The sequence below is a fragment of the Caballeronia sp. BR00000012568055 genome (assembly GCF_029439455.1).
Classification (GTDB): domain Bacteria; phylum Pseudomonadota; class Gammaproteobacteria; order Burkholderiales; family Burkholderiaceae; genus Caballeronia.
The window spans coordinates 1-20672 of sequence record NZ_JAQFVG010000335.1 but is presented as its reverse complement, the minus strand read 5'-3'; the positions used below and the strand labels follow the sequence as shown (position 1 = coordinate 20672).

14 protein-coding genes and 2 pseudogenes are annotated in these 20672 nt (G+C 59.6%); 7 read left to right on the top strand and 9 right to left on the bottom strand.

Translation table 11 applies throughout. The annotated features are described in order from the left end of the window. Positions 1 to 398: 398 nt before the first annotated feature. Positions 399 to 1373 (bottom strand): ParB/RepB/Spo0J family partition protein, encoded by a 975-nt coding sequence (locus tag P7F28_RS28665; protein ID WP_277188232.1) that lies wholly within the window; start codon positions 1371 to 1373, stop codon positions 399 to 401. Continuing rightward, positions 1370 to 2590, bottom strand: a complete 1221-nt coding sequence (locus P7F28_RS28660; protein ID WP_277188231.1) for a ParA family protein — start codon at positions 2588 to 2590, stop codon at positions 1370 to 1372. Before P7F28_RS28660 ends, P7F28_RS28665 begins: the two co-directional genes overlap by 4 nt. 886 nt (positions 2591 to 3476) lie before the next feature. On the opposite strand from P7F28_RS28660, the gene P7F28_RS28655 reads away from it, so the two are divergent. After that, complete coding sequence (locus tag P7F28_RS28655) at positions 3477 to 4961, top strand: replication initiation protein (protein ID WP_277188230.1); 1485 nt, start codon at positions 3477 to 3479, stop codon at positions 4959 to 4961. A gap of 81 nt (positions 4962 to 5042) precedes the next feature. Next, positions 5043 to 5681, top strand: a complete 639-nt coding sequence (locus tag P7F28_RS28650; RefSeq protein ID WP_277188229.1) for an H-NS family nucleoid-associated regulatory protein — start codon at positions 5043 to 5045, stop codon at positions 5679 to 5681. Between the two features lie 12 nt (positions 5682 to 5693). Here the strand turns inward: P7F28_RS28650 and P7F28_RS28645 are convergent, their stop codons facing one another. Further along, positions 5694 to 6467 (bottom strand): DeoR/GlpR family DNA-binding transcription regulator, encoded by a 774-nt coding sequence (locus tag P7F28_RS28645; RefSeq protein ID WP_277188228.1) that lies wholly within the window; start codon positions 6465 to 6467, stop codon positions 5694 to 5696. A 160-nt stretch (positions 6468 to 6627) separates the two neighbouring features. Here P7F28_RS28645 and glpK point away from each other — a divergent pair. After that, positions 6628 to 8134: pseudogene (glpK, locus tag P7F28_RS28640) on the top strand (glycerol kinase GlpK). 2 nt (positions 8135 to 8136) lie between these two features. Further along, positions 8137 to 9702 (top strand): glycerol-3-phosphate dehydrogenase/oxidase, encoded by a 1566-nt coding sequence (locus P7F28_RS28635; RefSeq protein ID WP_277188227.1) that lies wholly within the window; start codon positions 8137 to 8139, stop codon positions 9700 to 9702. A gap of 1 nt (position 9703) precedes the next feature. Here P7F28_RS28635 and P7F28_RS28630 read toward each other — a convergent pair whose 3' ends face one another. From P7F28_RS28630 to P7F28_RS28610, 5 genes are all read right to left on the bottom strand, one after another. Beyond that, entirely contained in the window at positions 9704 to 10879 is a 1176-nt protein-coding gene (locus tag P7F28_RS28630) for a porin (RefSeq protein WP_277188226.1), read from the bottom strand. A gap of 36 nt (positions 10880 to 10915) precedes the next feature. Continuing rightward, positions 10916 to 13324, bottom strand: a complete 2409-nt coding sequence (locus P7F28_RS28625; RefSeq protein WP_277188225.1) for a glycoside hydrolase family 31 protein — start codon at positions 13322 to 13324, stop codon at positions 10916 to 10918. Between the two features lie 13 nt (positions 13325 to 13337). Then, positions 13338 to 14612, bottom strand: coding sequence for an MFS transporter (locus P7F28_RS28620; protein ID WP_277188252.1), 1275 nt, complete (start codon positions 14610 to 14612; stop codon positions 13338 to 13340). Between the two features lie 318 nt (positions 14613 to 14930). After that, positions 14931 to 16025 carry a lipopolysaccharide biosynthesis protein gene (locus P7F28_RS28615; RefSeq protein WP_277188224.1) on the bottom strand — a complete coding sequence of 365 codons (1095 nt, stop codon included), beginning with the start codon at positions 16023 to 16025 and terminating at the stop codon, positions 14931 to 14933. Between the two features lie 636 nt (positions 16026 to 16661). Beyond that, positions 16662 to 17594: a lipopolysaccharide biosynthesis protein gene (locus tag P7F28_RS28610; RefSeq protein ID WP_368860381.1), complete on the bottom strand. Its 933-nt coding sequence runs from the start codon at positions 17592 to 17594 to the stop codon at positions 16662 to 16664. A 55-nt stretch (positions 17595 to 17649) separates the two neighbouring features. On the opposite strand from P7F28_RS28610, the gene P7F28_RS28605 reads away from it, so the two are divergent. Further along, on the top strand, positions 17650 to 17946 hold the full coding sequence (locus P7F28_RS28605; RefSeq protein ID WP_277188222.1) for a hypothetical protein: 297 nt from the start codon (positions 17650 to 17652) through the stop codon (positions 17944 to 17946). A gap of 274 nt (positions 17947 to 18220) precedes the next feature. Next, positions 18221 to 19666, top strand: a complete 1446-nt coding sequence (locus P7F28_RS28600; RefSeq protein ID WP_277188221.1) for an NAD-dependent succinate-semialdehyde dehydrogenase — start codon at positions 18221 to 18223, stop codon at positions 19664 to 19666. Positions 19667 to 19718: 52 nt separating this feature from the next. On the opposite strand, the gene betI is transcribed toward P7F28_RS28600, so the two are convergent. Continuing rightward, complete coding sequence (betI, locus tag P7F28_RS28595) at positions 19719 to 20309, bottom strand: transcriptional regulator BetI (RefSeq protein WP_277188220.1); 591 nt, start codon at positions 20307 to 20309, stop codon at positions 19719 to 19721. A gap of 138 nt (positions 20310 to 20447) precedes the next feature. Here betI and P7F28_RS28590 point away from each other — a divergent pair. Further along, positions 20448 to 20672, top strand: a pseudogene (locus tag P7F28_RS28590) (GNAT family N-acetyltransferase); the annotation flags it as partial.

Below are 20672 nucleotides of genomic sequence, written 5' to 3'. Positions count from 1 at the left end.
CTCCAGTGGAGACACGAGTGATAGTCACAAGAGCTTCAGCACGACCGCATCTAGATCCACGGCTTGCACGGCTAGGAAATGGTAATCGGCATTTGATCACTCGTTGCCGCTTAGCTGCGGTCGGCTAAGCGGCATGAGTTCGGCGCGCGAGATTGCCAGCAACGTCATACATATCATCATTGCCGCGTTAATCAGCACCTTCGCGTTTGCATCAGGCGATACCCTCTACATCCAACTGTCTTAGAGCCGCTGCCGTAACTCCTGCCTTAAAAAATTCGGTGCAGGCGGTTCGGTGGCCTGCGCACGTTCCCGTCTGTATTAACACTGCGTGTCTCCACTGGAGACACGCACAAAAAAAGCCCGCTTGCGCGGGCTTCATCTTGGTACCGAAAAGCAACTCAATTTTTTGGCTGCGTAGAAAACAGCCGGCCAATAACATCGCGTATCTCGCGCTCTTGGTCCTCTGTCAACATCGCGGTCTTAATCTTGACCGTGAAGTTGCCAAGATCCTTAGTGATATTTCCCGCCTGCTCACGTCCCGCGAAAAACTTTTCGATACTTCTTCCCGCGCCGACATCTCCACTCGAGCGACGCTTGACAGCCAGCGCAGCGATCGACGCAGCATATTTCCCTTGCGGCAAATCTCCACTGACAACATCCGGCCACAATTCCGATGCCGCCCGCGTACCATCTTCGCCGTGCTTCTTTAACGTCGAAACGATATCCTGCGCCGCGTGCCCGCCTAACAGCGTCGGCTGAAGATCGAGCGTCTTTCGGATAAAACCCGGCAAGCTCTCGTACGCAAAGTAACGATACAACCCGGCCCGCGACATACCCAGTGCCTCGGCCATCCGTTTGCGATCCGGAAACTCCTGCTCCGATCGGCGAATGGAAACCGAAATCTCGTAATCCGTCAGATCATCGCGGCTGACGTTTTCGACCAGCGCCAGCACCGCCATATCCTGGTCCGTACATTCAATAACCACAGCAGGAATCGCCTCAAGACCAAGCATCTTGTGCGCACGCCACCGACGCTCGCCCGCGATGATCTGGTAATTCGCATCCACACGACGCACCACGATCGGCTGCATGAGACCGACTTCACGAATCGACTCAGCGAGCTCCGTTAGCTTGCTCTCGTTAAACACACGTCGCGGCTGCCAGGGATTCGGCAGAATTTCGCTGACCGTCAACTCCGACGACGTGCCTTTCGATTCCAGTTCCTGCACTCGCAACTGAGCGGCCGCGAGCGCGCCCGCCATTCCCGGCGCGGTTTCCGTTCGGCTAGCGCGACGCGATGCATCTGGTTTTCTGGCATCCGTGGCTTTGATCCCGGCCGTCTTCGCCAGCAATTGTTCGCGGATGTTGCTCATTGCGCCGGTCTCCATTGCTTAACGAACTGATCATCCACCCATCGGCAATAGTCCACCAAAGGCTGCCGGACTCGCGCCAGCGATTTCGCCTGACTATGCGTACTCGCGATATCGAACACGGTGGTAAAAGCAAGCGCGCCGGAGCTCATCACCGAACTAGCCGGCACCTCGAATGGATCGAGCCACTGTCGATACGCCCCTTGCGCCCAAGTTCGCACGACCGGTGTCGACGCCGTAGGACCATAATTCACCCGAGTGAGCAGCACGGAAACGAAATCGTATTTTTTGTCGGCCTCGTAACGAATGAACGACTTCGCGACGTCGGAGAATAGCCGCCAGAAAGATAGCGAACTGAAGAAGTCCAGATTCTCGGGCACCATAGGCATGACCATGGCATCGGCGGCCATCAACGCATTGAGGTTCAGATAGGACAACGACGGCGACGTGTCGAGAATGATGTAGTCATAATGCTTGCGAAGCGGTGCGAGTCCGTCGCGCAGAACCGTCCAGAATTTGAAGCCAGGCAACTTCATCTGCATGGCAGGCAGGTGATATTCAGCGCCGACTAATTCCGTGTGAGCCGGGATGATGTCGAGACCATCCCAATACGTTGTTTGAACCTTCCCGAGCAAACCGCCTTCGACCTTCTGGTCATAGATAAAAGGAAGCACGGTGTCTTCGGGGAAGATCTCCTTCTCGGCATAAAGCCCGCACAATTCCGAGAGTGATGCTTGCGGGTCAAGATCGATCACGAGAACCTTTCGGCCGCGCAAAGTCAGTCCTTGTGCGAGGCACATCGTAGTCGTGGTTTTCGCGGAGCCACCTTTGAGTTGCGAGGTGATAATGACCTTGCCTTCGAAGTTATCGCTCGGGCCTTCGACTATCGGTGTTTGATAAATCTCTGATACGCGCTGAACCCAGGTGCGCGTTTCGGGAAGGGTAAACATTCGGCTGCGACTGCGGCCCGTTCCAGTAGACTGTCCCTCCGGCAGCACACCATCGCTTTTTGCAACGAGGTAGTGCACCTGCTGTCGCGTCAAGCCGCACAGCTCGGCAATTTCTCCCGTGGTGAACATAGGCGCGCTTTTTCGCGGCCGCGGCGCCAAAATCTGATCCCGCAACTCGGTTGCGTAATCGGTGACGACATCAGCGAAATCGCTGATTTGCGCCAAAGTCACCGTTCGATCGATTGGCATCGGTTGACTGACATTCGCCATTTCGAAGTTTTTCCTGAAAATTAAGCCTAAACGTAGAATACCGGAAAACCAGAATGGCTGGTTTCAAAGCGCATCTTATTTCTACATAGCCTCAAGTAACTCACTGTTTTTACAACGGTTATAAGCGCGGGATTGTCCGATCATTCAAAATAATAAGCGTGACATATGCTTTAATGCGGCACCAAAACCTCTCACCTTCACTATGACGCCCGCAAACTTGAGCGTATTTCCAGCCTTGTATGAACGGAACGGCGCAGTAAAAGCCCGAATTCTTGAGCCCCCGTGTAGCCCAAAGGTGAGAGTTAGTGTCCGGTAAACGCCGTCAAGCCCTCAAGAGGCCTGTCGTTATAGACAAATCGCCGCATGTCCCGTAAAAGTAGACATCGCGGACGACAATGACTCTCACCTTTACCGTGCTCGGACGGCCTCGCAGATCAAGAGAAGTAGTCCGCCCGCTACGTTAGGCTCGGTTTGTTTGTCGTTGTAAACCTAGAAAAACGAACAAGCTTACTAACAGAACGAAGGCGACCGGAATAGAATCAACGGCTTATCCGCGTAGGGTGAGAACTATTGGCGCAAAGGTGAGAGCGAGTGTCCATCAAAGGTGAGAACCGTTGTAACCAAAGGCGAGAGTCACGGGCGAAAAGGTGAGAGTCCTTGGCGCGCATGCTCAGAGGTGAGATTGGTTGTCGGATTCGCGCTGCACGCTGTGTCTGCTTGACTTTCAGGGGCGCAGAATGCTTGCGAAGGTGAGATCCGCTGTCGCGAAGGTGAGAGATAGTGTCAAAAGCGTGCCGAAAAAGCGGCAGAGGTGAGAGTGTTTGTTCGCTATCTCACCTTCCTGTGCTAAAGTTAACCGGACCAGCCCTCATATCAACGAAACAACATGGCCAGCAGTGTCGAGAGACGGGTGACGCCGCTTCAATATGCGCTCGATTTATTCGTCGAGAACGCACCGGTGAAGACGCCCATCGACGCTGTCGTTACGCCGAAAGACATCGGTTATCAGAAGAACAGCGTATTCGCGCGGATCATCGGGCTGGGTTTGTCCGCGCGCCGCTTTGTCGATGCCGCGTATTTCATCGTCGCGCAGGAGCCGGAGACCGCCGACACGTACGAAGTGTCGCTCAGCTTTTTCAAATGGCTGATGCGCTACGAAAGCCATAACAAGAAGCACTTTTCCAGCGTCGTGCGCAGCGTGAAGTCGGCCATGCTCGAGGTGACGAGCGGCCCGGTGGTATCGGTGGATTCGAAGGGACGCCTGGTCGAGGATCAGCCGGACGCAACGGACGCCGATGAAGACGACGCCGACGATGACAGCCTCATTTCCATCAGCGACGATGAAGGCGACTGGCTCGAACTGATCGGCCGCGTGAGTGTGCGCAGCGGACGCATCCGCTTTCGCGTGCCGCTCGAATTGCAGCGGCTGATCAAAGATCCCGAGAATTCGTACTGGACGAGTCTGCTGGTCACATCGAAATTCAAGCTGATCTATGCGCGCGCGATTTACGACCACGTCTTGCCAGAGGTGCCGCACGAGCGCACCGACTGGATTTCGCTCGATCTGATTCGCAGTCTGCCCGGCAAGTCCTGGGCGAACTTCGCGGAGTTCAAGTATTTCAAGCGCGACTATCTCGAACCGGCGATCAAACATATCAACGAGTTGTCCGATATCGAGATTGCCTACGAGACGCGCGCCGGCACGCCCGGTTCGCGCAAGAAAGATCAGATTCGCTTCAAACTCAAGCGTCGCGAGGAAGCGGCGGCAGCGGATGCGGACATGCTGTCGTCGGCATCGCTTTATTTGACGCTCTACAAAGAATTCGGTCTCTCCGATAAACAGTTCGCGCAGATCCGTGAAAATCGCGCGACGTGGTCGGACGAACGCATCGAGCAGGCTATCGATTACGTGCGTTGGCGAATCGCCAAAGGTGACGATATTCGTCGCGCGTCGGCGTATCTGATGAAAGCCTTGTCGGAGAATTACCGCGTATCCGAAGCCGATAAGCAGGTTTCGATGCTCCAAACGAAGCGCGTCGAAAAAGCCGCGGCGAAGAACGAAGAACAGAACGCGCGCAAGGATGCGGTCGCCGCCAGTCTCGCGGCGGCGGAAGCGGCGGCGGATCAGCGTCGTCAGGACGAGACGCGCGCCGCGCGCGAATTCTTCGTGTCGGCGGAAAAGAAAACGCAGGAAGAATTGGTCCGGAGCTTCGTGGCATCGAGCACGATCGGGCAGCGCGCGATCGACCGGCAGGGACTCAAGGCGGCCGACATCGACGAAGCGAACATCATGACGTGGCCGAGCATCGCGAGTACGTTCGTGTCGTTCGTGGCGGCGGAGTTGCGCAAGGCTGCGCGCAAGGCGCGCTGAGTCGCTGTTGACGGCGGTCGCGGCTCGATTAAAGCAAGTGTTGATGGCATAGTGCATTCACCCAAACGCTGAGGGGGCATCATGGCGACCATCGGGCAGATTCGGGCGAAGATTCAGGCGCTGCAAAAACAGGCGGATACTCTGATCGCAAAGCAGGCGCAGAAAGTCGTCGATCACATTCGCGACTTGATGATCGAGCACGGGCTGACGACGGCGGATATCGAGGCAGCTGCGAAGAAGCGTCGGCAAAAGGCGCTCGGGGTGTCGTCTGTGGCAGCGAAGAAGCGTGCGGTGAAAAACCAATTGCCGCCGAAATATCGCAATCCGAAGACGGGCGACACATGGAGTGGCCGTGCGCGCCCGCCCGCGTGGATCGCGAATGCGCGTGATCGCAGCAAGTTTCTGATCGATGCGACCGATGTGACCGGTACATCGAAACCGAAGGCTGCAGCCGCCAAAAGCGCGCCGGGTAAACCGTTGTATCGCGATCCGGAGACGGGTAAGACGTGGACCGGTCATGGCCGTGCGCCCGCATGGATTGCCGATGCGGCCGATCGATCGGTGTTTGCGATTGGCGCAAGCGCTGAAGCGAAATCGAAGAGCAAAGTGGCGAAGGCGGGCAAGACCACGGCGCCGAAGAAACGCGCGCGTCCGCCGAAACCAGCCATCGCGGAACCCGTCGCAGAAGCGACCGAAGCCGATCAATCCCCCGCTAAATAACGCCTCAGAGGTTTACTCCGCCACGCGTACAGACACTTCAGCCGCCGACAATGCCTCTGCCATCCACTCGGGCGGGGGCGTATCGGTGAACAGCGCATCGACCTGATTCAGATGGCCGAGCCGCACCAGCGCCGCGCGCCCGAACTTCGAGTGATCCGCCGCGAGAAACACCGACCGCGACTGTTCGATGATCGCCTGCGCAACGCGCACCTCGGCGATATCAAAGTCACGCAGCGTACCGTCTTCGTCGATACCCGAAATCCCCACGATTCCGAAATCCACCTTGAACATACGGATGAAATCGACCGTCTGCTCGCCCACTACGCCTTTATCGCGCGCCCTCACGCGCCCGCCCGCGACAATCACTTCGGCGTCCGATTCATCCGCAAGAATATTCGCCACATTCAGATTGTTCGTGATGACGCGCAGCCCGCTATGCGACCGCAGCGCGCGGGCGACTTCCTCCGTCGTCGTGCCGAGATTGATAAACAGCGTCGCGTTATTCGGAATGTCCTGCGCGATGCGCCGGGCGATGCGCCGCTTCTCATCCAGAAACATCTCCTGACGCGCGGTGTAGGCCGTGTTCTCCGCGCTCGTCAGCGCACTCGCGCCACCGTGATAGCGACGCAGCAGATTCTGATCGGCGAGCCAGTTCACATCGCGCCGGATGGTCTGCGGCGTGACCTGAAACTCCGCTGCCAGATCGTCGATGGTCGCGAATCCCGAGCGCGCGACGCGGTCGAGAAGCGCTTGCTGCCTGCTGTTGAGCGCCGAAGCGAGTGTCATGTTGATGAGCGGAATCGAAAATAAGTGAAAAACGGTGTCTAGTTTAATCGAATCAACGGGGCGCGAAGCCCAAGAAAGCTATGATACGATGCGCGTAAATGAACATTAAAGGTTCGTTTGCGAATCTAAAAGAATAACTTTATTCAGGAGCCGCGGCCGCATGACCCAGCCCGCCTACATTCTGGCGCTCGATCAGGGCACCACCAGTTCCCGCGCCATGCTATTCGACCGCGCGGGCCGCGTGGCCGCGCAAGCGCAGCGCGAATTCGAACAACATTATCCGCAGCCGGGCTGGGTCGAACACGATCCGCAGGATATCTGGCAATCGCAGCTCGCCGTCGCGCATGAAGCGCTGAAAAAGGCCCAGGTCGATGCCACGCAAATCGCGGCCATCGGCATTGCAAATCAGCGCGAGACGACCTTGCTGTGGGATCGCAAGACCGGCGAAGCGGTTGGCCCGGCCATCGTCTGGCAAGACCGGCGCACGGCGCAACATTGCGCGCGTCTCGCGGAGCAGGGCGCGTCGGAACTGATCGCGCACAGGACTGGCCTCAGGATCGATCCGTATTTCTCCGCGACGAAACTCGCCTGGCTACTTGACAGCGCGCCCGATCTGCGTGCGCGAGCGCAACGCGGCGAACTCGCCTTCGGCACCGTTGATACGTGGCTTGTGTGGCATCTGAGCGGCAACAAGCGGCACGTCACCGACGGCTCGAACGCCTCGCGCACCTCGCTGTTCGATATCCGCCGCGGCCAATGGGACGACGATCTGCTTGCACTGTTCGATATCCCGCGCGCCGTGCTGCCGGAAGTCGTGCCATCGAGCGGCGAGATCGCGCGCACCGATCCGTCGATTTTCGGCGCATCGATTCCGATTACCGGCATCGCGGGCGATCAGCAGGCGGCGACTTTCGGCCAAGCGTGTTTCGAGCGCGGCATCGTCAAGAACACGTATGGCACGGGGCTTTTTTTGCTGATGAACACGGGCGCGCAGCCGGTGGCATCGACACATCAGTTGTTGACGACGCTCGGCTGGCAAATCGGCGATGCGCGCACCTATGCGCTCGAAGGTTCGGTGTTCATGGGCGGCGCAATCGTTCAATGGCTGCGCGATGGTCTGGGCATCATCGAACGCGCAGCCGATGTCGGCGCGCTTGCCGCTCAATGCAAAAGCAGCGACGGCGTGGTGCTCGCGCCCGCGTTCGCCGGACTCGGCGCGCCGCATTGGGATCCGCACGCGCGCGGCACGCGCGCATATCGCCCGCGCGGCGCTCGAAGCGATCGCGCTGCAAACCGTCGATATGCTCGACGCGATGGAAGCAGACGCGGGCATCGCGTTGACCGAGTTGCGCGTGGACGGCGGGGCATCGCAGAGCGATCTTTTGATGCAGATTCAGGCCGATCTGCTCGGCCGCCCGGTTGTGCGTCCGCCGATCACGGAAACCACCGCGCTCGGCGCGGCGTATCTCGCCGGACTCGGCGCGCGCTTCTGGTCGAGCCCCGACCATCTCCCGCAACAAGCCGATGCCGCCCGCCGCTTCGAACCGGCGATGTCTGCGGATGAACGCGCCGCGCATCTCGACCGATGGCATCGCGCGATCGAACGTTCGAAGGGCTGGGACGTTCCCCTTGCCGCTCCGCAAACCTCAACTACCTGCACCGTCTGACCATGCAAGCCACGATTCCTGCCGACCGCGCCGCGCTTCTGCGCGAACTCGATCAAACCGTGCCTTGGGATGTCGTCGTGATCGGCGGCGGCGCAAGCGGCCTCGGCACCGCCGTCGATGCGGCTTCGCGCGGATATCGAACCTTGCTTTTAGAGGCGCGCGATTTCGCCAAGGGCACGTCGAGCAAGGCGACCAAACTCGTGCACGGCGGCGTGCGCTATCTCGCGCAAGGCAATATTCCTTTGGTGCGCGAGGCGCTGCGCGAGCGCGGCCTGCTTGCCCGCAACGCGGCGCATCTGGTCAGCGCGTTGGGCTTCGTGGTGCCCGCGTATCACTTCGGCGATAAATTCTTCTACGGCGCGGGCCTGAAAATTTACGATTGCCTCGCGGGCAAACTGAATCTCGCATCGAGCCGTGGTCTGAGTCTCACCGAAACGCGCGACCATGCGCCGATGCTCGCCGACGCGCTTCAAGGCCACGCCTTGCGCGGCAGCACGCTCTACTACGACGGCCAGTTCGACGACGCGCGCCTCGCCATCACGTTGATGCGCACGCTGTTCGACTTGGGCGGCATCGCGCTCAACGATGCCGCCGTGCGTGGCGTCACGTTCGACAAGGCTGCGGGGCTTCACCGGCTATCGGTCGAGAATAAAGATACCGGCGATACGTTCAGCGTCACCGCAAAGTGCGTGGTGAACGCAGCCGGCGTCTGGGTCGATTCGATCCGCGCCATGGCCGATCCGACCGCGCGGCCCATTGTCGAGCCGAGCCAGGGCGTGCATTTGACGCTGCCAGGAAAATTCCTCCGCAGCGATCACGCGATTCTCGTGCCTAAAACCAAGGACGGCCGCGTGCTGTTCATGGTGCCGTGGCACGGCCACACGATCATCGGCACGACGGATACCGCGCGCCACGATCTGCCGCTCGACCCGCACGCAAGCGATGCCGATATCGACTTCATTCTCGCCACCGCCGCCGATTATCTGGCGATCAAGCCGACGCGCGACGACGTGCTGAGCGTGTGGGCCGGTCTGCGTCCGCTGGTCAAAAAGGGCGATGGCAACGGGCCGACGGCGTCGTTATCGCGCGAACATACGATCGAGCTGAACAGCACCGGCATGATCACCGTGACGGGCGGAAAGTGGACGACGTATCGGCTGATGGCGCAGCAGGTGATGGATCTCGCGGTGAAGCAGGGCATGCTGGCCGCCGCGCCGTGCCGCACGGAGCATTTGCCACTGCACGGATCGACGAATGAGCGCGGCGGCTATTACGGCTCGGATGCGCATGCTATCGAGCAGTTGCCGGGCGCATCGAATGTGCTGATCGAAGCAAGTGGACTGACGGAAGCACAGACGCGTTTCGCGGTGCGCGCGGAACTGGCGCGTTCTGTCGAAGATGTGCTTGCGCGGCGCAATCGCGCCTTGTTTCTCGATGCCGCCGCCGCGCGCCGCGCCGCGCCGGAAGTGGCGCGGATTATGGCGGAAGAACTGCAAAAGCCCGCGCAATGGCAATCGAATCAGATCGAACAATTCGATGCATTCGCGCGGAGCTACACGTTAAGCTGAATCAGAACGCGTGCCGAATGCCGACCATCGCGACGAACTGCGATGGTCCGGACGACGGCGACGTGTTCTGCGAGTCACCGACCACGGCCACCGCATTCGCAATCACCGGCCCGTTCCCCGAAGCAATCAACGATTTACCGCTTGCATGCTGATACGCCTGAAGCGCGTAGAACGTCGTGCGCGTCGATAGCGAATACGTCTGCTCCAGCGAAATCTGCTGATAACGCGCCGGCTCGTTGATGCCGTTCGACTTGCTCGCCAGCGTATAGCTATAACCGGCCGCGACGTTGATCGCGGGCGTGAAGCGATAGGTCGCGATTGCGCCGTACGTGTTGAACACGGCTTCATCGGTAAATAGCGAGTTCGATCCCGGCGCGTACTGCGCGTTCGAGTAATTCACGCCGAGCATCAGATCGTTATACGTGTAGCGCGCGGCGGCTGCGGCGAGTTGCACGCTGCGCGCGCTCGCGAAGCCGTTGTTCACCGGCGAATTCACCGCGAAGGTGCCGAGCGCTGGACTCGTTGCGATGTCCTTCAGCTTCACATAACCCGCAGCGATGACAAACGGTTTGTAGTCGTATCGCAAAGCCGCGCTGAAATTGCTGCCGCTCGCGATACTGCCCGGCACACCGCCGAGCGCGTATTGCGCGCTGAACGCCAGTCCCGCGATCGTCGGCGATACATAGGTAACCGAATTATTGAAACGCAGCGTGGTGTCGAGCGCATCGACATCGCCGGGATGCGCGCCGGTCGCGCCCGTCAGCACGCCCGTCGGCCCGAGCGCGCCGACCATGTTGAAGTAGGGCGTGTATTGACGGCCCATCGTGAGCGTGCCGTATCGATCGTTACTCAAGCCCGTATATGCTTGCCGATTGAACATATTGCCCGCGCTGCTTTGCGCGCCCGTCAGCGAATTGAAGCCGCTTTCCAGCCGGAAAACGACCTTCGTGCCGCCGCCGATATCTTCCGCGCCCAGCAAGCCGAACTTGCTCGCCTGCAAGTTGCCCTGACTCATGTAAATGTTCGAGTGGCCGCGCTGATTGTTGACGTACGCGAACGCGTTATCGACCACGCCGTACAGCGTGACACTGCTTTGCGCGAACGCGTGATTTGCAAACACCACAGGCAGAGACAACAGGACGGATGCGCGCGCCCAGACGGTTTTCGATGACTTCATTACTTTCCTTCGATTCATAAAACGAAACCGCTTCGCTCAGTGAGCGAGACCGTCAGCAAGACGCAGCGTGAGATGACGCCAACCTTTGCTGATCTGATCGTCGATTAGTTCGCCTTGCGTGCTCGCGATGCTTCGCTTGTCCGATGCCGGAATGCTGATACGCACATCGCGCTGTCCGGCAAGCGGACATTCCACCGATACGCGCAATTCAGAAGCATCGCTTTCGATGGAAACGTGCCAATGACCTCGCGCGCCATCGTGCGATTCGCCATCGTCTTCGACGCATTCGCCACGCGCGACGCCGTCGCCTTCGAACGGCAACGCGATAAACGCGCGCTCATCCGCCGCTTGCGCAAAGTGCTGCTCCGCGATATTCAGCGGCACCACGTGTCCTTCGCGAATCAGCATCACTGGGCGATCGAACGGCGCGGGCAAATTCACGCGCTGACCGCCATCGAACACTTCGCCGCTCCAGTACGACGCCCAGCGCGCGCCGCTCGGCAAATATACTTCGCGATACTTATGATCCGGCTCGACCACGGGCGCAACCAGCAAGGCTGCGCCGAGCATCATGTCGTCGCCATCGACGAGGCAGTTGGGATCGTGCGGAAACTCCGCGAACATGGGCCGCGTGACCGGCTCGTAGCGGTCGTGCGACTGCCCCAGCAACTCGTACAGATACGGAATCAGCCGATACCGCAGCTTGATCAGATCCGACACCACGCGCGTGATTTCCGGATACATCCACGGTTCGTTAACCGTACCATCGTCGTTCCACGAATGAATGGAAAAACGCGGCAGGAAGATGCCGAACGCGACCCATCGCGCGAGCAGTTCAGGACCGGGCGCCGGTCCCGCGAACCCGCCGATATCGTGCCCGCTATTCGATACACCCGACATCGCCAGACCGAGTCCCATCTTCAGATTGAAGCGCAGCGTTTCCCACGACGTGTAGTTGTCGCCCGACCAGGTCTGCACATAACGCTGCATGCCGACGCCACCCGATCGCGACACCAGAAACGGCCGCGCGCCGGGCGCGTGCTCGCGTTGCGCATCGCGCGAGGCGCGCATCATCAGCATGGTCTGAAGGACCTTGGCTTCGCGCGCGGGGAAGGGCACGCCGAAACCGTAGGCGAGGGCATCGGGCGTCCAGATTTCAAACTCGTTGTTATCGTTCCATGTCGATGCAATGCCGTAGCGCAACAGGCTGTCCGTCACGCGATTCTTCCACCAGTCGATGGTCTGCGGATTGGTGAAGTCGAGGTACGCGCCGACTTCGTCCCAGAACTGAATCCATGCGGGCGCGCCGTCGTTCGTTTCGATCAGCAGGCGCGCTTTGGCGACTTCATCGAAGGCGGGATGATCGTGCAGCAGACACGGCTTGATGTTCGGCACGAGGCGCACGCCATCGCGCAGATAGTCGTGCACGAAGCCATCGATATCCGGGAATTTCTCGTGATTCCAGTTGAACACGTAACGCTTGCCATCGATCGATGTATAGCCCGACGACAAGTGGAACGAGTCGCACAGAATGTCGTGCTCGCGGCATCGATCGATAAATTCGCTCATGCGATGCTGCGCGTCGGGCGCGTCCGTATAGCTCATCGTCGAGCCGGAATAGCCGAGTCCCCACTTCGGCATCCACGCGGGTTTGCCGGTGAGCCAGGTGAAGCGGCGCGTGGCGTTCAACGGTGTATCGGGCGAGGCGATAAAGTAGTAGTCCAGATCACCGTGTTCCGCGATGAAATGCCGGTAATGCCCGTGATAATTGTCCAGTTCGCGGCCCATATCGAAGTGGCAATCGGCGAGCGTGTCGTAGAACAGGCCGTAGCCGGTGGACGTTTCCGGCTGCCACGTCACGTAGAACGGAATGTGCTTGTACAAGGGATCGGTCGTGCGCGCGCTGTAGCCCATCGCGTCGATATTGCGCATTTCGTAGCGCTGATTCGAGCGATCCAGCATGCCCGCGCGTTCACCGAGTCCCACGAGCATTTCGCCTTTGCAACGTTCGACGTAGTGATACACACGCTCGTCCCACCAGCCGAAGTTGTACGCCTGCGTCTTGCGATCGCCCAACACGCGATGCCACAGTCCGCCGCGCAGCACGTCCCACGTGCAGAAGCCGCCGTCGAGCGTCACCGTCAGACGCAGCATCGACGTTTCGATCATCAATTCGTGATCGTCGCTGAGAAAGCGCGCGGGGCCGGGATCGAAGCCGGTCACATCGCGGCGGTCGCGGCCTTCGAGCGGCACGTCGTCCTGACCGGGCGCAATCGCCCACGAGCGCGGCCCGCGCAGCTTGCCATACGGCAACACGAGCACGCGCACGATATCCTGCGCAAGCTGATCGATCTCGATGCGATGCCCTTCGGCCGAAGCCAGCGCGACACGATGCTTCTTGATATACGAAATCGTAAATTGCGGACGATGTTTGAGATTAGCCATTTCGGATTGCCAATTAGTTCGGGACGGACTGAAGGCGCGCATCGCCCTTGACGCCGCGCATCAGCACGACAAGCAGGAACGCGCCGATCAGATCGAATGCGCCGAGCGCGATAAACAGCGGCCCGTAGCCGACGGTATCTGCGAGCGCGCCTACGATCAGCGAAAAACCGAGCCCGCCGATCCACGCGGCCATGCCCGCGAATCCGGCTGCGGTGCCGACTTCGCCTGGTTCGAAGACATCGGCGGCGAGCGTGTTGACGAGCGCCGAGATCATCTGATGCGCGAAGCCGCCGACGCAGAACAGCGCGATCGCTTCATAAGGCGATGCCACCAATCCGATGCACGCCGGCCCGATCATCATGAACGCGCCGAGCACCACGCCCGTGATGCGCGAGGCGATCAGCGGCACGCGAAAACGCTTCATCAGGAACGGCGAGAGATAGCCGCCGAACAAGCCGCCGAGATCGGCGGCGAGAAACGGCAGCCACGCGAACATGGCGATCTGCTTGAGATCCATGTGGCGTTCGGTGGCGAGATAGAGGGGAATCCAGAAGCTGAAGGTTTGCCACGCGGGTTCCGCGAAAAAACGCGCCTGCGCGATGGCCCAGAATCGCCGCGTGCCGAGCACTTCGTGGATGCGGCGCTTTTCTCCGGACTTCAGACGCGGCGTCTGCCCTGTAGCAATCGTCGCGCGTTCCTTCTCGCTGATACGCGGATGATCCGCCGGCGATCGATACAGCCAGTACCAGAACGCGGCCCAGACGAAGCCCATTGCGCCCGTGACGGCGAAGGCGCTCTGCCAGCCGAATCGAAGGGAAAGGAACACGACGAGCGGCGGCGCGAACAACGAACCGAGCGAGGTGCCCGCGTTGAAGTAACCGACCGCGACGGACTTCTCGCGATTCGGAAACCACTCCGCAACCACTTTCATGCCGGCCGGAATGGCCACCGCTTCGGACAGACCCATCAGCCCACGCAATGCGGCCAGCGACATCCAGTTGCCGACCAGACCGTGCGCCATGCCGGTTGCCGACCACAGACACGCAAACAAGGCGAAGCCGAGCCGCAGACCGATCACATCGATAATCAGCCCGCACACCGGCTGCATGATCGTATAGCCGATCTGAAACGCACCGACCACATAGGAATACTGCTGCGTGCTCATGTTGAGCAGCGGCTTGAGTTCCGCCGCCATCACGCCGAGCGCGTTGCGCGACAGGTAATTCATGATCGTGCCGACACACACGAGCGCGATGATCCACCAGCGCAAGCCGATGACAGTTTTCAACATGGAGACTCCGATCACGACAAGTTGCGCGATTCCGATGCTCGAATTCGAACATTCGGGACCGCTAATCGTCGGGGATCGTACTCTCGCGCGTCGGCTTGAGGACTAGGGAAAACCATAGGGATGCTTGCGGCGCGATCGCGTAAGCATCCGGCTAAATTGAGGATTTGGTTGGATTTTTTGCGCGATCGGTCGGGCGTGACCGATTGCTGATGGAACAATTCTTTTCGTTTTTCTGGTTCGAATTGTTCGTTTTCGATCTCGCGCGCATCTTTTCGATGATGCGCGCGAGTCGGGACGCGGCGTATTGCCCGCGATTTACATCGGATGACTTTGGACGAAGTTCTTGTATGCCGAGTAAGCAGGCTTTTGCGTCTGGCCGTCGCCTTGCAGCAACCCGTACTCGCCTTCGCCGTCGTCATACAGTTCGAAAGCCTGGATCGACTGAATGTTGTACTTCGAAGCGATATTGACGTACTGCTGCATCATCAGGCTGCCCGTCAGATAAGACGCGATCGATGCGATCGAGCCGTAGTCCGGACGCACGCCGAATTCGTTGATCCAGATCGGCTTGCCCATTTGCTGAAGCGTGGCGAGCACGTCCTGGCAGCCAGTGCCGCCGCACGCGTACGTGATGTCGCCTTCGTTCGAATACCAGTGCCACGAGGTGATGTCCCAACTCACCGTCGGATGGCCCCAGCTTCCGTCGGGCTGCGAGCCGTCCGCGAGCATCTGGAAGAACGCCGTGTGCTTCCACGTGCCGCCAACGATGATCTTCGCCGAGCCATCCACCGACTTCACGCCCGCGATCATGCCGCGAATCACGCCGCGCGCCAGCATGTACGACCAGTTGTTGTAGTGCTGCCAGTTATTGCCGTCGTAGTTGCCGGCGAGCGCCTTCGCTTCGAGTTCGTTGCCGACTTCGTAATAGCCGTAGTGATACGAGTTGGCCGTTTGCTGACCGAGCGTGTAACCCGCGTTATAGGCATCGTCTTCGCTGTTGTAGTCGAGGCCGAGCATCAGCACCGGATACACCGTCACGCCGCCCGCCGCCATCTGCTGCGCGACCTTCGCGACGATCTGCGCCGATGCCTGGCTATACACGTCGTTTCGATAGATGGTCGCGCCGAGATCCTGAAGCTGCGACAACTGCGTCTGAATGCTGGTGGTGTCGTACGGCGCGCCGTTGCTGTTATGGCCGTTCAAGCCGTAGAAGATCGAGCCGTTGTTCGCGGCTTTGGCCGTCGCCTTCGGCGTGGCGGCTTTGCCGGTGGCTGCATCGACGGCGCTGTCGCTGCCGCCGCCGCATGCGGCGAGCATCACGCTTGCAACGACCGCTGCGGCAATCGCCGAGACCTTGCTGCTGTAAAACGCCTGAAAGCGTGAGGTGTCTGCTTGAGTTCGATTCGTCATATCAATTAGTGGTACTAATGGCATGAGGCGTGCCACGAAATTGAAACGCAAACGCTGGACGCGCCGGTCACGATCCGGTCTGTACAAAATGTCGATGTAACAAAGGGCCACAGATGCCGTTACAAATGAACGGTCGTTAGTAGTCCATACGACAACCCGCAATGGGGATTGGCTGCCGACGCTCTGCAAGCGCCACACGACAGCCGGAACAACACGGATTCGCCGAAGCAGTCCAGACGCGCGAATGGCAGCGCCCCCGGATGGCGGAGTCGATGAGCAAACGATTGCGTTTGCTCGCTTTTGATCAACGGATACTGCGAAGCGCCGAAGGCGTTTTTGCCTGACGGCGTGCTATTCACCGGTAACTTGTACAAGCCGCGATGCGCGCTGTGGATAACGAATTTGCCGATCTGGTCTGATCAATGATCGTCAGACTTGCAAGCGTTGCCGAAACCTGTGATAGCGGCGCAAAGGTTATCGGGTAATGAATGGAAAGTAAACCGAAGTTGCAGAAAAAAGCACGTGCCAACAATTAGGTTTCGAGAATACCTTTCTGTTTTTACCGGCTCGCACGCGTGCGTTCATCTGTCCCGAAGCGTGGGATCGCCCGCAGGCGCGCGGGCCGATTTGCGTGGTTTATCGAGGATTGGCGGCGACGAATTGTTTGAACGCGGCGTAGCCTGCCTTCGGCGTGATGCCGTCGTTCTTCAGGAGACCGTACGGGCCTTCGCCACCGGCCGGATCGTCGTAAAGCTCGTAGGTTTGAATCGACTGGATGTTGTAGGTCGATGCGAGCGAGACGAATTGCGCCATCATCAGACTGCCGATCAGATATGTAGCGACTTGCTGATCCGATCCATACCACGGGCGCACGCCGAATTCGTTGATCCAGATTGGCTTGCCGAGTTGCTTGAGCGCGGCGAGAACATTATGGCAACCGGTGCCGCCGCAAGCATTGGTGATGTCGCCCATATCCGAATACCAGTGCCACGCGGTGATGTCCCAGTCCACCGTTTCATGGCCGGTCGAGCCGTCCGGTTGCGTGCCGCTGGCGAGCATCTGATCGAACGCGTAGTGCAGCCATCCGCCGCCGCCCATGATGATTTTCGCGGACGCATCCACCGACTTGACGCCCGCGATCATGCCGCGAATCACGCCGCGCGCATGGGTAAATTTCGTGTTGTCGAAATGCGAAGGATAGACGCCATCGACATTGCCGGTCAGCGCGTCCGTTTCGAGTTCGTTTGTTACTTCGTAGTACGGATAATGATAAGAATTCGCGGTCTGCTGGCCGAGCGCGAAACCCGCTGCATAGGCATCGCTTTCGCTGTTGAAGTCGAGGCCCATCAGCATGACGGGATACACCGTCACGCCGCCTGCCGCCATGGTCTGCGCGACGGTGGCGAGTTTGGTCGCGCTGCTCTGGCTAAATACCTCGTTTCGATAAAGCTTTGCGCCGAGATCCTGCAATTGCTGAAGCTGGAGCGCGGTGCTGGAGATATCGTATGCGCCGCCTTCGTTGTTGTGACCGTTCGCGCCGTAGAACAACTTCGCGGTCGATGCAGGCACGCTGGTGACCACCGGAGCTGAAGCGGTAAGAGCCGCCGCTGTATCTGACGCAGCAATGGAAACCGAGGCGGGCGCTGACGAAGCCGCAGAAGTCGCATCTGTAGTAGCAGATGCAGAGGGAGAAGCGGCCGCTGCCGAAGGCGAGGATGCTGACGCAGAGGGAGCAGCAGAAGAAGACGTCGAAGCAGTGCCACGCGCCGCATTCGATGCAGTCGTCCCGGCATCGCCACTACCGCCGCCGCCGCAGGCCGCGATCAAAAGACTCATCGCGATGGCAATGAAGGTGTGGGGCAACACAACAGGTCGATCAGATTTCGTCATGGCGAAGCGCAATACCGAATGGGCGAATTGAAGTCGTATCCACGAAGCAGGCGCATCGCACCAGGCATGTCCGCATGCGGACGATTGGTGACTGATTCAAACCTGAGCAATGCCACGGGAGAATGCGAAGCTGCTCCGATCGGCTGAAAACAAGCGATCGAAAGAGCCAGAGACGGCGGAGAAAACCTGCGTCTCAAGAAGGTTTACGGCAGGGCGATGCGTGACTTGAGGCAACCGCGTTTCTGCGAGCGATACCGATATCAGGCAACATAGACAGACTATTTGTTTTCATCTGGAGGTCATCAATGGCAACAGCAGGCTATACAGACACACGTCTTTTCATCGATGGCGAATGGTGCGACGCCAAGTCCGGCGAGACCATCAACGTCGTGAGTCCGGCGACGGGCGAGGTGATCGGCAAGGTGGCGCGCGCGGGCACGGCCGATCTGGAACGCGCGGTGGCGGCATCGAAACAAGGCTTTGCGACGTGGCGCAAGCTGACGGCCATCGAGCGTGCGAACACCATGCGCAAGGCGGCCGGGATCATCCGCGAACGCGCAGATTCGATCGCGCGCCTGATGACGCAGGAGCAGGGCAAGCCACTGGCGGAAGCGCGTATCGAGGTGAATTCGGCGGCGGATATCATCGAATGGTTCGCGGATGAAGGGCGTCGCGTGTACGGGCGGATCGTGCCGCCGCGCAATGTGAATGCGCAGCAGATCGTGGTGAAGGAGCCGGTCGGTCCGGTCGCTGCGTTCACGCCGTGGAATTTCCCGGTCAATCAGGTGGTGCGCAAGCTGTGCGCATCGCTGGCGACGGGCTGTTCGTTTATCGTGAAGGCGCCGGAAGAAACGCCGGCATCGCCCGCTGAACTGATTCGCGCATTCGCCGATGCAGGCGTGCCCAAGGGCGTTGTGCAACTCGTCTATGGCGATCCGCCGCAGATTTCGCAGTTCCTGATCGCGCATCCGGAAATCCGCAAAGTGACGTTCACCGGATCGACGGCCGTGGGCAAGCAACTCGCCGCGCTCGCCGGCACGCATATGAAGCGCGCGACCATGGAACTCGGCGGCCACGCGCCGGTAATCGTCGCGGAAGACGCGGACGTGGAACTCGCGGTGAAGGCATCGGGCGCGGCCAAATTCCGCAATGCCGGTCAGGTCTGCATTTCGCCGACGCGTTTCCTCGTGCATAACAGCGTGAAGCAGGACTTCATCGCCGCGCTGGTCAAGCACGCCGAAAGTCTGAAAGTAGGCGATGGCCTCGCCGATGGCACCACGCTCGGACCTTTGGCCAACGCACGCCGTATCACGGCGATGAACAGCGTGATCGAAAACGCGCGCAAGACCGGCGCGACGATTGCCACGGGCGGCGAGCGTATCGGCACGGCGGGCAATTTCTTTGCGCCGACGGTGATTACCGATGTATCGCTAGAAGCGGACGTGTTCAACAACGAGCCGTTCGGCCCGGTCGCGGCGGTGCGCGGATTCGATTCGATCGAGGAAGCCATCGCCGAGGCGAATCGTCTGCCGTATGGTCTCGCGGGTTATGCGTTCACGCGCTCGTTCAAGAACGTGCATCTGCTGACGAATCAGCTTGAAGTCGGCATGTTGTGGATCAATCAGCCCGCGACGCCCTGGCCTGAAATGCCGTTTGGTGGCGTCAAGGATTCGGGTTATGGCTCGGAAGGCGGACCGGAAGCGCTCGAACCGTATCTCGTGTCGAAGTCGGTGACGGTGATGGCGGTTTAATTCAAGCGTTGCATTGAAGCAGGAACGGCGCGGATATTCTCCGCGCCGTTTTTTATTGCTCGCGCGGTTCGAGTATCAGGTCGATGTAATCGTAAGCCAGACGCAGCGCGCCTTTCGTATCGAACGGTTCGCCGGCCAACGCGCCGCGCAGCCATAAGCCATCTATCAACGCGGCCAACCCACTCGCCGCGCGTCGCGCCGCAGGCTTCGACAACTCACGCGAAAAATCCGCGCACAGATTCGAATAAAGTCGCCGCGTATTCACATGCTGCAAGCGCCTCAACGCAGGCTTGTGCATGCTCTCCGACCAGAACGCGAGCCACGTCTTCATGACGGGACCGTTCACCTGTTCCGCATCGAAATTGGCGGCGACGACCGCGCGCAATTTCGAGCGCGAATCCGCCTTCGCGGCCTTGCGACGGCGCGACGTAGCCAACCAGAGATCGCGTAAAACATGGCGCATGGTGGCTTCGAGCAGGCCATCCTTATCGCCGAAATAGTGACTCACGATTCCTGTCGATGTGCTCGCGCGCTGCGCCACAGACGCGAGCGTCGCGCCGCCGAGCCCGACCTGGTCGATGGTGAGCAGCGTGGCGTCGATCAATTGTGCGCGGCGCACTTCGCGCATTCCGAGCTTGGGCATGGTGATCTCGTGTGTCGATCGACGCATGGTAAGCGGATTTAATTTGAACGGTCAATCAACGCTTTTTGCATACTCGATATCAAACGAATGCGTTACCTTAGATGCTTTCGGACGAGTGACCACGGGAGTCTGCGACGCATGACGAGAACGAACGAGTATCAGCAGCCGATTGGCGATGCCGTGAATGACTGGACGACGCGCGAGCGACCCGCGCGAATCGTGATTGAAGGGAAACATTGCCGTTTGGAACCGGTGGATGTCGATCGTCATCTAGACGATCTGTTCGAAGCCTACAGCGCCGCTGACGATGGCCGCGACTGGACCTATCTTTTCTCCGAACCGTTCACGGATATCGAAGCGTTC